Raw genomic sequence first — 15403 nt, forward strand, 5'->3', positions numbered from 1 at the left:
GAAGTGAAACCTCTTAGCGCTGATGGTAGTGTGGGGTTACCCATGTGAGAGTAAGTCATCGCCAGCTCATTATTCCAAAATCCCCCTCCGCATTAGCAGAGGGGGATTTTTTTTATGCGTGGAATTTAGTTAAATAAATGTGGGAACTGTTGAATATTGATTAAAAACTAGACTCATGGGTTTAGAATTTTAAGGAATAAGTAAGACTTTAGTCGGATATTGCATGAAAAGTAGCTGTGTTGAACTAAGTTGTTGCGAAGACATGGCGATAAGAATCATTAAAAATAATAAATAAGAGTTAGGGTCATGTGTCGTGCTGAAAACAACGAAAAAAACTCACAGGAGGTGAGTAAAAATGGCAGAAAACATGAAGCGAGTAGCAAACACGGTAAGTGTGAATGATGTGATTGATCAAGCAAAATTCACTAAATTTCACTTAAGCATTGTATTGTGGTGTTTATTTATTGTCCTATTTGACGGATATGATTTAGCAATTAACGGTGTCGTTCTGCCTCTACTTATGCAAGAGTGGGGCATGAGTGCTGTTCAAGCAGGCATGCTTGCAAGTACAGCACTCGCTGGCATGATGTTTGGAGCCATGCTGTTTGGGATGCTTGCAGACAAAATTGGTCGTAAAAAAGTTATCTTGATTTGTGTTTCTTTATTTAGTGCTTTTACATTTTTAGGTGGATTTACCACTAATCCAACAGAATTTGGTATTTTACGTTTTATTGCTGGTTTAGGGATTGGTGGTGTATTACCAAACTTAGTCGCTCTAACGTCTGAATATGCACCTAAACGTTTAAAAAGCACACTGGTAACCACCATGTTTAGTGGTTATGCGGTGGGCGGTATTATGGCTGCATTATGCGGTACATGGTTTACACCAAGTTTTGGTTGGGAAATTATGTTCTTCATTGCAGGTATTCCATTACTTTTTGTTCCATTTTTTTGGAAGTTCTTACCTGAGTCTTTAACTTTCCTCGTTAAAGAACAAAAAGTGAATGAAGCACGTCGTTTTATAAAGCAAGTCGAGCCAACTGCAGACATACAAGAAGATACTGAACTGGTTCTAGCTAGCGCTGATCAGACCCAAAGTGCATCAGTAAAAGCTTTATTTACAGAAAATCGTGCCACAGGAACATTCTTATTTTGGATTGCTTTCTTTATGTGCTTACTCATGCTTTACGCACTTGGAAGCTGGCTACCAAAACTGATGATGGCAGCGGGATATTCTTTAGGTAGCAGTTTAATGTTCTTATTAGCACTGAATATTGGTGCCGTGATCGGAACCATTAGCGGTGGTATTTTGGCAGACCGTTTTGACTTTAAACCTGTTCTTATGAGTATGTTAACTGTCGGTGTACTATCTTTGGTTGGTTTGGGCTTTAATTCTCCAACCCCTGTTATTTATTTACTTGTGAGTTTAGCAGGTGCCTCATCTATTGGTACCAGTATCTTGTTATATAGCTATGTTGCTCAATACTATCCTGTTGCAGTACGTTCTACTGGTATTGGTTGGGCTTCTGCTGTAGGGCGTACAGGTGCAATTGTTGGCCCAATCGTAATTGGTATGCTACTTGGTATGGAGTTACCACATAAATGGAACTTTATCGCGGTAGCAATGCCAGGTATTATTGGTATCATCGCTATTTCAATGATTCGTAAGCCACAACCTGGTCGCGTGATGGTGAAAAAATTAAAAACAGCCAAAATTTAAACTCTCGTAATTAACCTACTCAGTTAAAAAAGCTCCTTACTTAAAGGGGCTTTTTCATATCTTTAGTATGAAATTAAATCAATATTCAATTGGTCAAAAGAATAAGCGGATTAATAGAGCTTAAATATTGGGCGAATTAAAAAATAAACATCAATTATTCAAAAGTTTATATTAATAATAGTGTGACATATCACGCAAATAAATGACATTTCCGAGAGCATAGCAGAATATCAATTAGTCTTATTGTGCCTTAAATCCCGCTTGCGTATATTGCCTGACATTGAAGATTGACTTCAGTCTTCAACAAGATGTTATGGACAAGTACTCATGGGAGATGAGAACGATGACAACGGAAAAAATAGATGTAAATTCTGTAGTCGATAATGCGAAATTCACGCCTTTCCACTTCAATGTAGTTGCTTGGTGTTTACTCATTATCTTATTTGATGGCTACGATCTCGCAATCAATGGTGTAGTTTTACCGTTATTGATGCAAGACTGGGGCTTAAGTGCAGTGCAGGCTGGAATGCTTGCAAGTACCGCACTGGCCGGCATGATGTTTGGTGCGATGATCTTTGGTTCCCTCGCGGACAAGATCGGTCGTAAGAAAGTGATCATGATCTGTATTGTATTGTTCAGTGGTTTAACGTTTGCGGGTGGCTTTGCCTCAAATCCAACTGAATTCGGTATTTTACGTTTCCTTGCCGGTCTTGGTATTGGTGGCGTAATGCCAAACCTGGTGGCATTGACTTCGGAATATGCTCCACAAAAAATGCGTAGTACGCTGGTGACCACCATGTTTAGTGGTTATGCGGTCGGTGGCGTGATGGCAGCGTTATTAGGTTCATGGTTTACCCCAAGTTTTGGTTGGCAAATCATGTTCTTTATCGCGGGTATTCCACTGTTTTTATTACCAGTGATCTGGAAATTCCTGCCTGAATCGCTCGCATTTATTGTGAAACAGAACAAGCAGCCAGAAGCTCGTTGTATTGTACGTCGCTTGGCGCCAAATCTGACAGTTACCGAGAACACAACTTTCACTTTGCCACAGGAAAATGTGCCTGAAGCAGCCAACGTGGTGAGCTTGTTCCGTCGTGGTCGTGCGGTCAATACTTTACTGTTCTGGGTCGCGTTCTTCACTTGTCTGTTAACCATGTATGCACTGAGCAGCTGGTTACCGAAGTTGATGATGGCAGCGGGCTACTCGATGGACAATAGCTTGATGTTCATGATGGTGATGAACGTTGGTGCGGTTGTGGGTATTGTCGGTGGTGGTATTCTTGCGGATCGTTTCCACTTGAAACCGGTACTGATGTTCCTCGGTATGATGGGTGCGATTGTGATGAGCTCAATGGGCTTTGCATCTAACCAATTCTTACTTTACATCTTGGTATTCTTGGCAGGTGCAGCCTCGATTGGTTCACAAATGTTGCTGTATAGCTATGTTGCGCAGTTCTACCCACTTGCGGTACGTTCGACAGGTATTGGCTGGTCTTCTGCGATCGGTCGTATGGGCGCGATTGTAGGCCCAATCCTGATTGGTGGCTTACTTGGTATGAATCTGCCTGCTTACTTTAACTTTATGGCAGTTGGTTTACCGGTTCTGATTACTGCAATTGCGGTTGCGTTGATCATGCATGACAATGAGTCTGAAAAGATTGGTTCAATTGAGCCAGCAGTGTCTAAAGCTTAAAGCTAAGTTTTTAAATAAGAAGCCTCCGAAAGGGGGCTTTTTTATTTTTGAGATATTATATATTTTGTTTTTAATATTTATTTTTGAAAATTAAAAACATGGAAGAATTGAAATATATTTATATACAGAATATTGAACAAGCATTATCGCGTTTAAAAGTTACAAAAGAATTTTTAGAAATTTATTTAAATTCCTCAAAGCAAGCTTATTTAGAGTCTGCAATACTTCAGTTGAGGAAAACTTTAGAATTATTAGCTTTTGCTGCTATAGCTCCAAATAAAACAGAGTATGCAAAATTTAGGTTAAAAGCTGAAAGTCGTAATGATTACCGTAAAGATTATAAAGCTAGCACTATTGTCAAAATATTAAAAAATATCAATAAAGATTTTTATCCTATTCCTTTATCAGAACCCTTTCTTGTCAAGGAAGGGTATTATCACTTTGAAAGACAAAAAGAGAATTTTTTAACGATTAATAATTTCATCAGATTGTATGACAAATTAGGTAAATATCTTCATGCAGATAATCCATGGGGACATGATAAAAATTTAAAAAATTTTGTTGATACATTACCTAAAGAAATTAAAGCAATAGAATCATTATTGTCATTGTATTTTACAACTATAAGAACCGATAATTTTATCGGTGTATGGGTTATCAAAACTACCAGTGATCCTATCTCAGTTGAGGTTACGGTAGGTTATGCTAATGAAGATTTTTCAATTAAATAACTTGAAACGGATAATTTTATGAAACTCAACTCATTCTCCCCAATCCTTGAAGATGATGAACTGCATCTTCCTGAACTGGTGTACTGGGCTTCTTTAGGCGATGTTGAACAGGTCGAGCAAGGCTTACAGAAAGGTCTGGACGTTAACTCTGCCGACGAAGAAGGCTATAGTGCTTTACAGGCCGCTGCTGAAAATGATCATCTGGAAGTGGTCAAACTCTTGGTCAGCAAGGGTGCTGATATTGCACATCGCAGTCCTAATACTGCTTTAGAATTGGCCGAAATGGCCGGAAATAAAGACGTTGTGACTTATCTGAAAAGTCTGGCCGGAGATGTCTGAATATAAGAAAAGAACCTCAATGCTGAGGTTCTTTTTTTAGTGTAGGAGCTTAGGCAGCTTCGCCTTCAAGCTCTTTTAAGATCGCTTCATTGAAAGCCGGTAAATCGTCCGGATTGCGTGAAGTAATCAGTACCCAGTCACCTGTATTGCAGCGGTGGACTTCTTCGTCGACCCATTTCCCGCCGGCATTTTCCAGATCTAGCTTGATGCTCTTATATGAGGTCAGATTCTTGTCTTTGATGCGCTGTGCATCAATCAGGGTCCATGGCCCATGACAGATTGCGGCAATCGGTTTGTGATTGTCGGCAAAATGCTGAATGATTTTCTGCGCATCCTGATTGATTCTTAAAGTATCTGCATTGACAGTGCCGCCGGGAATCACCAAAAGATCATAATCATTCGGATCGACATGGTCGAAACTGGTATCCGGCGTGTATTGGGTAGCAGCCTTGGTATCACCTTTGACAGTGGCGACATCTTCATTTTTTTCGGCAGCATGAATCACTTCAAAACCTTTGGACTTTAGAAAATTTAAAGGCTCAGTGAGTTCATCATGTTCAATGCCTTGATTGGATGTAATAAAGAGGACCTTTTTTACCATGATTGCTGTTCCTAAAAAATGTGAGGATTTTTAGCTTAACAACAAGGGGATTCTTACAATGTTGGAGTTTTAGCTCGGAACTGTTAAGCAATGATAAATAAAATAATAGGCAGAAAAAAAAGCCCCGACATCCTGTCGGGGCTTTTTCGTATCTCGTGATTTAGGTATAACTCCTGTCGTACCTCACGTCCTGGTGTTGCGATGTTATTCTTGTTTTTAGGTCTTCTGGAGCATCCTGCTCTCTATGTTTATAAAGTAATACACATCCCGGTTATGCACTAGCAGCAGATTGCGGTTATTGCTGTACGCTTTGGCTTACATCAGCGCGGAGAAATTGAGCTGTGCAAGCTTAACCAGTTATATGATATTAAAAATGTACATCTAAGCCGATATAAGGCCCTTTAAATTCAAGCTTTAAATCTGGACGCTGATCTTGTTCAAAATCTACCTGCATGAGGCGATAACCGATTTTGGCACCGACATCGACCAGCAGATTATCAATGAAATCATATTGCAGTTCCGCCTGTACGTCAGTCTTTCGAGTATCACTGCCGTGACTGTAAACCGCTTCTGCTTTGGCACTCATACCGGTAAATGGCAATTTAACCCCGGCTGTTGCATAGAGCAGTGGGCTGTATTCATCCAGATCGTATTGAGTGAAAACTCCGGTCGTCAGGTTTTTCACAGTACCATCTAGATTGGTTAAACCTGCGCCTATATCCGCATGCACAATAGTATCTAGCAATTCATAATACAGAATATAGTCAATATTGTTCAGCTCAATTTCTGAGGCATTGATAAGAGAACTCTGTTCGCTATTGCTGTCCAGATTGACGTATTTAATCTTGGCATTTGGTAACAATGGCACAGGATGTTCTACAGCGACAGATAGCTGCGCTGTACCTTGTCGATCTAGCTCATGCTTGAAATTGTTATCCTGACTATAGCCGTCAAAATCCCAGTAACTGAGATCTGCTTTCACGCCGATTACATCTGCATGACTGAGCGTACTGAGTCCAAAACCGAAGAATAAGGTGGTGAGTATTTTTGCGCGCATGGCTCTATTCCCTAAAGCTTTATTAAAATTGGAGGTGTCTGGTTACTTAAAAACATCTTCTTAATATGGAGTAGCAAGTGCATGATATAGAGAATTTCAAAAATGTATATCCTTGGATTTTGCAGGACAATAAGATGGTAGCGAGAAGCACACAACAAACGAAAGAGTATGCATTATATGTCGCCGGTCAGGCCGTTCAGACGGGTGAATGGTTAGAGGTCAAACATAAATATAACCACGAACTGTATGCCCGTGCCGCCTTGGCTGATGCCAATACACTGGAACAGGCGATTCAGTCTGCCGTAGATGCTGAAGCCGAAATGGCTGCCTTGGAGCCGTTTCAGAAACAGAAAATTCTGCTGCATTGCGTACGCCGTTTTCGTGAGATTCATGAAGAACTGACTGAAATTCTGATTGCAGAAGGGGGCAAGCCGCGTAAAGCAGCCGAAGCCGAAGTTGAACGTCTGATTAATACTTTCCAGATTGCCGCAGATGCCGTGACCCAAGTTGATCAGGGACGTATGCTGCCTTTGGCCGTGACTGCGGCAGCATCCGGTTATCGAGGCATTGTAAAACAGGTGCCGATTGGTGCAGTGTCTTTGATTAGTCCGTTTAATTTTCCTTTAAACCTGACCGCGCATAAAATTGCTCCTGCGATTGCAGCCGGTTGTCCCTTTGTGCTGAAACCGCCGAGTCTAACCCCGATTTCTGCCTTAAAAATTGCTGAAATTCTGGCGGAAACCGATTTACCGCGAGGTGCGTTTTCGGTATTGCCCTGTCCGCGAGAGCTGGCTGATCTACTGGTCACCGATGAGCGTTTTAAATTACTCAGTTTTACCGGTTCCGATGCTGTAGGCTGGGATATGAAAGCGCGTGCCGGTCGTAAAAAAGTGGTCTTGGAGCTGGGTGGCAATGCTGCTGTCATGATTGAGCCAGATACCGAAATTAACGATGCCTTGATTAACCGTCTAATTGGCGGGGCGTATAACCATGCCGGACAGGTGTGTATCAGTGTGCAACGCATTTTGGTGCATCAGCAGATTTATACTGAAGTGAAGGACAAACTGCTGGCGAAACTGAAAACGATTAAAGCCGCTGATCCGAATCTGAGCACAACCTTGGTTGGTCCGATGATCAAGGAAGATGAAGCCAAACGCCTGAAAAAATGGCTGGATAAAGCCGTGAAAAAAGACGCGAAAATCCTGATTGGAGGCGAATTGAATGGTGTGATGTTCGCACCGACCTTGCTGGAAAATGTAGACCACAGTCTGGAAATCTACCGTGATGAAGCCTTTGGCCCGGTGGCAATTCTGGAAGCGTATGCTGATTTCGAATCCGGTATTGCCTGTATCAACCGCAGCCGTTTTGGCTTGCAAGCTGGAGTGTATACTCAGAATCTGAACAAGATGCTGTATGCCTGGGATCATCTGCATGTCGGCGGTGTCATTATCAATGATATTCCGTCTTTCCGGGTCGATAACATGCCTTATGGCGGGGTCAAAGATTCAGGTCTGGGTCGTGAAGGAATTCAGTCAGCCATTCGCGACATGCAGGAAGAGCGCATGCTGGTGATTAAAGCTTAGGTTCAGAATATTCAGCGCTTCGATATCACAGATGGCTTGTTTTAAATCTGCTTGTGATATCTGAGCCGGATTTTAAGGAGGTTAAAGTTCCATGAGAGACTTTGATTTCCCATATCACAGCTTGGTCATGTGCCTTAGTATGAGCCGTTTCATCTTCAAATAATGATCTAAAAACAGATGCTGGATCAGAGTCTTGGAATACATTTTTTGAAACAGCGACCCTGTAGTAAAACTTAAGAAAAATATATTCCAAAAAGTTTGTCAATATATAACTTGTTTAATCTGGCCTATTTCGGAGAATTATTGAACGCTTAATTCGAATAGATTATAAATAACGAATATTTTAAGCAGAATTTACAGAAAAAATTTAAAAAAGTCAGTATTGTTAAATCATCTACAAGGTCAGTTTTTCGATCAGACTTTAAGCAAGATGTAAGACCTGCTGACCTGTTTGTACATTAGAATTCGACGCCCACAAGGTGCCCTCTAATTCAAACACCCAAAATTATTGAAAATGCTTCTTTTTTTGCTTGCGCCATAACCATAACAAGCAGCATCTAAAGGGGTTAAAAGTTTAGGTGTTCTATGACAGAAACTCGTGAGAATTGGTCCGCACGATCAGGATTCATTATTGCAGCGATTGGTTCCGCCGTTGGCTTGGGGAATATCTGGCGTTTCCCTTATGTTGCCTATGAAAATGGTGGCGGGGCATTCCTGATCCCCTATCTGATTGCGATTTTCGCAGCAGGTTTACCTTTATTGTTTTTAGACTATGCGGTCGGACACAAGTTCCGTAAAGCACCGCCTATGGCCTATAAAAAACTCATGAATGCCGAATCCCTGGGTTGGTGGCAGGTCATGGTCACTCTGGTGATCGGGATTTACTATGCCAGCGTCTTGTCCTGGGCTGGCAGCTATATGTTCTATTCCTTTGGACAGCAGTGGGGCACAGATACCCAAGGCTTCTTCTTCAATACTTACCTGCAAAATGGTGAGGGTCTGACGCTCGGTTTTGTACCTGTGCTGTTCTTTGGTTTGGTGGTCGTTTGGGCAGCAGTCATGCTGATTCTTTACGGTGGAGTACGCCGTGGGGTGGAACTGGCGAATAAAATCTTTATGCCATTGCTGGTGATTTTATTCACGATCCTAGTGATTCAGGCAGTACGTCTACCTGGTGCAGTCGATGGCTTAAATGCTTTCTTCACGCCGAACTGGGAAGCGATGGCCAACTATAAAGTCTGGTTAGCCGCTTTTGGTCATATCTTCTTCTCACTGTCAGTGGGCTTCGGGATCATGTTGACCTATGCATCTTACCTGAAACGCAAAACTAACCTGACTGGTTCAGGGATTGTGGTGGCATTGGCCAACTCGTCTTTTGAAATTCTGGCAGGTATTGGTGTTTTTGCCGCGCTTGGTTTTATGGCGTTTAGCTCAGGTGCTAAAGTTGAAGATGTGGTATCTGGCGGTATTGGTCTGGCCTTTATTGCGTTTCCGAAAATCATTTCCAGTTTAGGCGCAGGCGGTGACCTGTTTGGCTTCCTGTTCTTCGCTTCATTGACGGTTGCCGGTATTACCTCGATGGTGAGCATCCTGCAAGTTCCGATTGCTGCGTTCCAAGACAAACTGGGCTGGTCAAAGAACAAGTCAGTGACGATTATTGCTGGTGGTTCAGCAGTGATTTCTACCCTGATGTTCTCGACACATAGTGCCATTACCTTTGTCGATATCATCGACTACTTTGCCAATAACATCGGTATTGTCGGTGGTGGTCTGTTATCGATTATTTTGTTGTCTTGGTTCCGTCGTCCATTAATGAAACAGCTGGAAGGCCATGTGAATGAGTTTGCCAGCGTGAAACTGGGTGCGAGCTGGAACTTCATGCTGACGGTGATCACGCCTTTGTCATTATTGCTGGCATTGGGCTTGACCCTGAAATCGATCATGGCAGAAGGTTATGGTGGCTATGCTGCCAGTACCCTATGGATGGTAGGTGGAGGAGTGATGGCATTCTTTATTCTGGGTGCCATTCTGTTCAGCCTGATCAAAGATCGTCACAGCTAGGAGAGCGACTATGAATACATCTGCACTAATCATGATGATCATCTCCATCGTTTTATTATGGGGTGGTCTGGTACTGGCTGTGATTCATCTGGCAAAGAATCCGGAAGAACCAGAAGACTAAAAATCTTCACATAAACCTACTGTTACCATAAACGGAAGTCATTATCATCCTTGATGATAATGACTTTTTTAATGGCTGATGCTTTGACATGATTTCCGTTTCAGATGGACAAGTCTATACAGCTTTTGCCGTGACTTTTTTGGCCGGTCTGGCTACCGTAGTGGGGGGTGGACTGGTACTGTTCTTAAAAAAACCCAATTTCCGCCTGCTTGCTTTTGGTCTAGCTTTTGCTGCCGGTGCCATGGTCTATGTTTCTTTAACCGAAATTCTGAACAAGTCGATTGCGTCTTTCACTCTGGATTTTGGTGAAAAAACCGGTTTTGCCTTTGGCACTTTTGCTTTTTTACTGGGCGTGGTTCTGGTGTTATTGCTGGACCGCTTTGTCCCGAATCCGCATGATACTATTGAAACCCAGTCTGCCAAGGGAGTCAGTTCACAACAGTTACTGCGTACTGGCATGCTGACCCTGTTTGCGATTAGTGCCCATAACTTGCCGGAAGGACTGGCAACATTTTTTGCCACTCTGGAAAGTCCTGCTCTGGGTGCACCTCTGGCGGTCGCGATTGCGATTCATAACATACCAGAAGGCGTGGCGATTACCTTGCCGGTCTATATGGCCACCGGCCGTAAAGATTATGCTCTCTGGGCCAGCCTGGTTTCGGGACTGGCCGAGCCTCTGGGTGCAGCCTTGGGATATTTTATTCTGGCGCCTTATATGAATGAAACGGTCTATGGCCTGATTTTTGGCGTGATTGGCGGTGTGATGGTTTATCTGGCGCTGGATGAATTATTGCCGACGGCAAAACGCTATTCTGAAGGGCATGAAACAGTCTATGGATTGGTGAGCGGCATGGCTGCCTTGGCTACTAGTCTGGTAATTTTTAAATTTATTCAATAAGTCTGATATTCCTGAATCACGCGCCATAAAAAAGGCAGCTTAGGCTGCCTTTCATTTTAAACACATGACTTATGCAGTTTTTTCTATACGGCAATAGAAGAAGCCGTCGCCTTGATCTGCTTTCGGCAACAACTGGCGACCATGAATCTGTTCGATACCCCAATCGGCTTCGATCTTGATTTCTTTAGCATCGGCATGGGTATTAAAAAACTCGACCATCTGCTGTTCGTTTTCAGCTTTCAGAATTGAACAGGTGATGTAGAGCAAAGTACCGCCGACTTTCAGCTGCTGCCACATATTTTCCAGAATCTGTTTTTGCAGCTCAACCGTTTTCGGAATATCAGTAGACTGACGCAGTAAACGGATGTCCGGATGACGACGGATCACACCAATCGCAGAGCATGGTGCATCCAGTACGATACAGTCGACCGGCTCCGGAGCGGTCCAGGTGATCGCATCAGCTGCAATAATTTCAACGTCGGCATATTCAGTTAACAATAGACGTTCCAGATTTTCTGCCACACGGACTAAACGTTTAGCGTCCTGATCAATGGCATAGAGCTTTTTCGGGCTATATTTTTCCAGGATATGCGCGGTCTTACCACCCGGAGCGGCACAGGCATCGACCACGACTTTGCCTTCAAGGTCAGGAACTAAAGTCGCGCAAAGCTGGGCATGTTCATCCTGAACTGAGAAACCACCGGCTTCATAGCCCGGCAGGTTCGGAATATGCACATTCTGTTCCAGAACGATGCCAACTTCAGAAAGAGTACAGGCACGTGCCTCATAGCCTTCTTCTTCCAGAATTTCCAGATATTCATCACGGCTGACCTGATTGACATTGACACGCAAGGTGAGCGGTGCAATCTGTTTCAAGTCATGTGGCAGCTCGGCAAGCTGTTCCGGCCAGTCTTTCTTTAAACGCTTGTAGAGCCAGCTTGGCAGGCCATGCGCCTGATTTAAAGCCAGGTCAAATTCTTCTGTTTCACGTGAAACACGACGCAGTACTGCATTGACCAGACCGCTTAAAGGCTCAAAGCCCAGTTGTTTGGCAGCAGTCACGGTTTCTGAAATCGCAGCATGTGCCGGAATACGGGTACATAGAATCTGGTACAAACCCAAATATAAGCAGCTTTCTAGAGCTTGGTTATCAAGAGGTTTGGTTAACAGCGGCAGGGTGATGGCTTTCAGGCCATGCCACTGACGTAAACAGCCTAGAGTTAACTCGTGATAAAGACCACGGTCACGCTCAGAGACGATGTTGATATGTTGATTGAGTACAGAAGCAAGTGATTGGCCGTTTTGTACAGCCAATAGGGTTTTTACAACTTGCGCGCGCAAATTCAAATTTTTAGCTGATGATTGAATTTGGCTCATGCGAATTTATATCCTACCGATAGTTTTTGAGTTTGATTAATTTGAACAGCATTCAGGGCTTTGCCGCCTGGCCATTGCAGATTGGTGATACAGATGGCATTTTGGTCGCCACACATCACATGCACGCCGTCTTTATCCAAGGCAATCACTTCACCAGGTAGGGCATTGCTTGCATTTTGCGTGGAAAGTGATGAATTCCAGATGCGTAAATTGCTGCTGTCATCCAGCGGAGTAAATGCCACCGGCCAAGGATTAAAGGCACGAATATTACGGTCAATGACTGCTGCAGACTGTGTCCAGTCAATTTGCGCTTCGGCTTTTGTCAGTTTATGTGCATAGACAGTCAGGCTTTCATCCTGAACTTCACGGGTCTCAAGATAGTGTTGTAAAGTCTGTTCCGATTCGAGCACGGCCACAATTGCCTCAGCACCTTGCAGCGCCAGTTTGTCATGCAGGCTGGCAGAAGTATCCTCAGCGTTAATCGCGCACAGTGTTTTATACATCATATCCCCAGTATCCAGACCGGCTGCCATTTTCATAATGGTCACACCGGTCTCGGCATCGCCAGTGGCAATGGCACGCTGAATCGGGGCCGCACCGCGCCAGCGTGGTAACAGCGAACCATGAATATTCAGGCAACCATATTTTGGCGTATCCAGAACCACTTGTGGCAGGATCAGACCATAAGCCGCCACTACCATCACATCTGCATTTAAGGCTTTAAGTTCCGCTTGTGCTGCCAGGCCTTCTTCAGTCAATGACTTGAAATGTAAAGGCTGATAAACCGGAATATTGTGTTCAAGCGCTAACTGCTTCACCGCAGATGCCGTGAGCTTTTGTCCACGTCCGGCCTTACGGTCAGGTTGAGTATAGACCGCCACAATTTCATGTTCGGTTCTAAGCAACGCAGCCAATGCAGTCGCTGCAAATTCTGGTGTGCCTGCAAATATGATCTTCACACATGAAATTCCAAATAAACTTAAAAGCTATTATAAGCCAAAAGCCAAATTTCAGCCTAATCGTTGCAAAAACTTATCCGAGAAGCTTGGTGAGTACTTGAATTTCGGTGGAATTTTTATATAAAAAAAACTCATGCAAATTGTAAAAATTATTCATGAAAGTTTTGTATTGTCCTGAGGATGATGGCGGTATAGTAGATTTCATTAAGAAATTTTTATCGTCAGATCATCCAAATCTCTCTATAGACATTTTTGCCTGCATCTACAACCAAAGAGCCATCTTGTAAATCAAGGGCTTGTAGTATGATAGGTTTAAAATTCAACTGATTTAAGCTCCTTGTCAGTATGATTTAGCCAGAGTGGATCTGCCCGATTCATTGCAAGCTCAAACTTTGTTGGAAATATAAAATGCCTGACTATCGTTCAAAAACATCGACACACGGAAGAAATATGGCTGGCGCACGCGGTTTATGGCGTGCCACCGGCATGAAAGATGAAGATTTCGGTAAGCCGATTATTGCGGTGGTGAACTCGTTCACCCAGTTTGTACCGGGTCATGTGCATCTTAAAGATCTGGGTCAGCTGGTGGCACGTCAAATTGAAGCGTCAGGCGGCGTGGCCAAAGAATTCAATACCATTGCGGTCGATGATGGCATCGCGATGGGTCATGACGGCATGCTGTATTCATTGCCTTCACGGGATCTGATTGCAGACTCGGTCGAGTACATGGTCAATGCGCATTGTGCCGATGCAATGGTGTGTATCTCGAACTGTGACAAGATCACCCCGGGGATGCTCATGGCCGCGATGCGTCTGAACATTCCGGTGGTATTTGTCTCTGGCGGTCCAATGGAAGCGGGCAAGGTCAAAATCCGTGGCAATGAAAAAGCCATTGACCTAGTCGATGCCATGATTGTTGCAGCAGATGACAGCTTCACTGATGAAGAAGTCGCAGAATACGAACGTTCTGCTTGTCCAACTTGTGGTTCATGTTCAGGCATGTTTACCGCAAACTCGATGAACTGTTTGACTGAAGCACTTGGTTTATCGCTTCCGGGCAATGGTTCAACACTGGCAACCCATGCCAACCGTAAAAAATTATTTGAAAAAGCTGGTCAACTGATTGTTGAATTGGCGAAACGTCATTATGAACAGGAAGATTACAGCATCTTGCCACGTTCAATCGCAACCAAAGCGGCATTTGAAAATGCAATGACTTTAGACATTTCCATGGGTGGTTCAACCAATACGGTTCTGCATCTGTTGGCAGCAGCACACGAAGCTGAAGTCGACTTCACGATGACCGACATCGATCGTTTGTCACGTAATGTGCCGGTTCTTTGTAAGGTTGCGCCGGCGAAGCAAGACGTCCATATGGAAGATGTACACCGTGCCGGCGGCATCATGTCAATCTTGGGTGAACTGGATCGTGCAGGCTTACTCGATACATCTGTTCCAACTGTTCATGAAAAAACACTGAAAGATGCCTTGGATAAATGGGACATCATCCGTACTGAAGATGAAGAAGTGTATCAATTCTTCAAATCAGCGCCGGGTGGTGTACCGACTCAGACGGCATTTTCACAAGACCGTTACTATGCACGTTTAGATGGCGACCGTGACAATGGCGTGATTCGTAATGCAGCCAATGCATTCTCGCAAGATGGTGGCCTGGCAGTACTTTATGGCAACATCGCACTAGAAGGCTGTATCGTAAAAACAGCAGGTGTGGATGATTCAATCCTGAAATTCAACGGGACTGCACGTGTGTTTGAAAGTCAGGATGCTGCAGTTGAAGCCATTCTTGGCGGCAAAATCACTGCGGGTGATGTTGTGGTGATTCGCTACGAAGGTCCACGTGGTGGTCCGGGTATGCAGGAAATGTTGTATCCAACCAGTTACTTAAAATCAAAAGGTTTGGGTAAAGACTGTGCTCTGTTAACAGATGGCCGTTTCTCAGGTGGTTCTTCTGGTCTTTCAATTGGTCACGTGTCGCCTGAAGCTGCAGAAGGCGGTGCGATTGGTCTGGTTGAAGATGGCGACCGTATCGAAATTGATATTCCAAACCGTACCATTCACCTGGCGGTGGATGATGCAACTATGGCAGCACGTCGTGAAGCACAAGAAGCCAAAGGCTGGCAGCCTGCTGAACAGCGTCCGCGTAAAGTGTCTAAAGCACTGAAAGCGTATGCGATGCATACCACCAGTGCCTCGAAAGGTGCGGTACGTGATATCTAATTTGTAATTTTACAGATTTAAAAAG

At 43.8% G+C, this 15403-nt stretch carries 13 protein-coding genes; 9 read left to right on the forward strand and 4 right to left on the reverse strand.

The window, feature by feature from the left end; genetic code table 11:
• Positions 1-355 precede the first annotated feature (355 nt).
• The 4 genes from NI462_RS08270 to NI462_RS08285 all read left to right on the forward strand — a co-directional run bounded on the left by NI462_RS08270 (position 356) and on the right by NI462_RS08285 (position 4483).
• Positions 356-1720, forward strand: coding sequence for an MFS transporter (locus NI462_RS08270; protein WP_005094821.1), 1365 nt, complete (start codon positions 356-358; stop codon positions 1718-1720).
• A gap of 343 nt (positions 1721-2063) precedes the next feature.
• Positions 2064-3413, forward strand: a complete 1350-nt coding sequence (locus NI462_RS08275) for an aromatic acid/H+ symport family MFS transporter (RefSeq protein WP_253160024.1) — start codon at positions 2064-2066, stop codon at positions 3411-3413.
• Positions 3414-3511: 98 nt separating this feature from the next.
• Complete coding sequence (locus NI462_RS08280) at positions 3512-4144, forward strand: hypothetical protein (RefSeq protein WP_004647699.1); 633 nt, start codon at positions 3512-3514, stop codon at positions 4142-4144.
• 18 nt (positions 4145-4162) lie between these two features.
• A complete protein-coding gene (locus NI462_RS08285; protein WP_253160026.1) occupies positions 4163-4483 on the forward strand; it encodes an ankyrin repeat domain-containing protein in 321 nt (106 codons plus the stop codon).
• A gap of 49 nt (positions 4484-4532) precedes the next feature.
• Here the strand turns inward: NI462_RS08285 and NI462_RS08290 are convergent, their stop codons facing one another.
• Both NI462_RS08290 and NI462_RS08295 read right to left on the reverse strand, forming a co-directional pair.
• Positions 4533-5084: a type 1 glutamine amidotransferase domain-containing protein gene (locus NI462_RS08290; protein WP_168730570.1), complete on the reverse strand. Its 552-nt coding sequence runs from the start codon at positions 5082-5084 to the stop codon at positions 4533-4535.
• 367 nt (positions 5085-5451) lie between these two features.
• A complete protein-coding gene (locus NI462_RS08295) occupies positions 5452-6141 on the reverse strand; it encodes a TIGR04219 family outer membrane beta-barrel protein (protein ID WP_253160028.1) in 690 nt (229 codons plus the stop codon).
• A 134-nt stretch (positions 6142-6275) separates the two neighbouring features.
• Between NI462_RS08295 and NI462_RS08300 the strand changes: the two genes are divergently transcribed.
• The 4 genes from NI462_RS08300 to zupT all read left to right on the forward strand — a co-directional run bounded on the left by NI462_RS08300 (position 6276) and on the right by zupT (position 10804).
• A complete protein-coding gene (locus tag NI462_RS08300; protein ID WP_253160030.1) occupies positions 6276-7724 on the forward strand; it encodes an aldehyde dehydrogenase family protein in 1449 nt (482 codons plus the stop codon).
• 585 nt (positions 7725-8309) lie between these two features.
• Positions 8310-9785, forward strand: a complete 1476-nt coding sequence (locus NI462_RS08305; protein ID WP_180075603.1) for a sodium-dependent transporter — start codon at positions 8310-8312, stop codon at positions 9783-9785.
• A gap of 10 nt (positions 9786-9795) precedes the next feature.
• A complete protein-coding gene (locus NI462_RS08310; RefSeq protein WP_004647694.1) occupies positions 9796-9906 on the forward strand; it encodes a methionine/alanine import family NSS transporter small subunit in 111 nt (36 codons plus the stop codon).
• An 88-nt stretch (positions 9907-9994) separates the two neighbouring features.
• Positions 9995-10804, forward strand: a complete 810-nt coding sequence (zupT, locus tag NI462_RS08315) for a zinc transporter ZupT (RefSeq protein ID WP_253160032.1) — start codon at positions 9995-9997, stop codon at positions 10802-10804.
• A gap of 69 nt (positions 10805-10873) precedes the next feature.
• Here zupT and rsmB read toward each other — a convergent pair whose 3' ends face one another.
• A complete protein-coding gene (gene rsmB / locus NI462_RS08320; protein WP_253160034.1) occupies positions 10874-12181 on the reverse strand; it encodes a 16S rRNA (cytosine(967)-C(5))-methyltransferase RsmB in 1308 nt (435 codons plus the stop codon).
• Positions 12178-13140, reverse strand: a complete 963-nt coding sequence (gene fmt, locus NI462_RS08325; protein WP_253160036.1) for a methionyl-tRNA formyltransferase — start codon at positions 13138-13140, stop codon at positions 12178-12180. The genes rsmB and fmt overlap by 4 nt, the downstream gene beginning before the upstream one ends.
• A gap of 408 nt (positions 13141-13548) precedes the next feature.
• Here fmt and ilvD point away from each other — a divergent pair, with 408 nt between their 5' ends.
• Positions 13549-15378, forward strand: a complete 1830-nt coding sequence (gene ilvD / locus NI462_RS08330; protein ID WP_081401186.1) for a dihydroxy-acid dehydratase — start codon at positions 13549-13551, stop codon at positions 15376-15378.
• Positions 15379-15403 lie beyond the last annotated feature (25 nt).

It is taken from the genome of Acinetobacter lwoffii, from assembly GCF_024129715.1.
Lineage (GTDB): Bacteria > Pseudomonadota > Gammaproteobacteria > Pseudomonadales > Moraxellaceae > Acinetobacter > Acinetobacter lwoffii_U.

Coding starts and splice junctions, on each gene's coding strand:
- rsmB (WP_253160034.1), bottom strand. CDS start 12,181: ATGAGCCAAATTCAATCATCAGCTAAAAATTTGAATTTGCGCGCGCAA.
- NI462_RS08270 (WP_005094821.1), top strand. CDS start 356: ATGGCAGAAAACATGAAGCGAGTAGCAAACACGGTAAGTGTGAATGAT.
- NI462_RS08280 (WP_004647699.1), top strand. CDS start 3,512: ATGGAAGAATTGAAATATATTTATATACAGAATATTGAACAAGCATTA.
- NI462_RS08275 (WP_253160024.1), top strand. CDS start 2,064: ATGACAACGGAAAAAATAGATGTAAATTCTGTAGTCGATAATGCGAAA.
- zupT (WP_253160032.1), top strand. CDS start 9,995: ATGATTTCCGTTTCAGATGGACAAGTCTATACAGCTTTTGCCGTGACT.
- NI462_RS08295 (WP_253160028.1), bottom strand. CDS start 6,141: ATGCGCGCAAAAATACTCACCACCTTATTCTTCGGTTTTGGACTCAGT.
- NI462_RS08305 (WP_180075603.1), top strand. CDS start 8,310: ATGACAGAAACTCGTGAGAATTGGTCCGCACGATCAGGATTCATTATT.
- NI462_RS08310 (WP_004647694.1), top strand. CDS start 9,796: ATGAATACATCTGCACTAATCATGATGATCATCTCCATCGTTTTATTA.
- ilvD (WP_081401186.1), top strand. CDS start 13,549: ATGCCTGACTATCGTTCAAAAACATCGACACACGGAAGAAATATGGCT.
- NI462_RS08300 (WP_253160030.1), top strand. CDS start 6,276: ATGGTAGCGAGAAGCACACAACAAACGAAAGAGTATGCATTATATGTC.
- NI462_RS08285 (WP_253160026.1), top strand. CDS start 4,163: ATGAAACTCAACTCATTCTCCCCAATCCTTGAAGATGATGAACTGCAT.
- NI462_RS08290 (WP_168730570.1), bottom strand. CDS start 5,084: ATGGTAAAAAAGGTCCTCTTTATTACATCCAATCAAGGCATTGAACAT.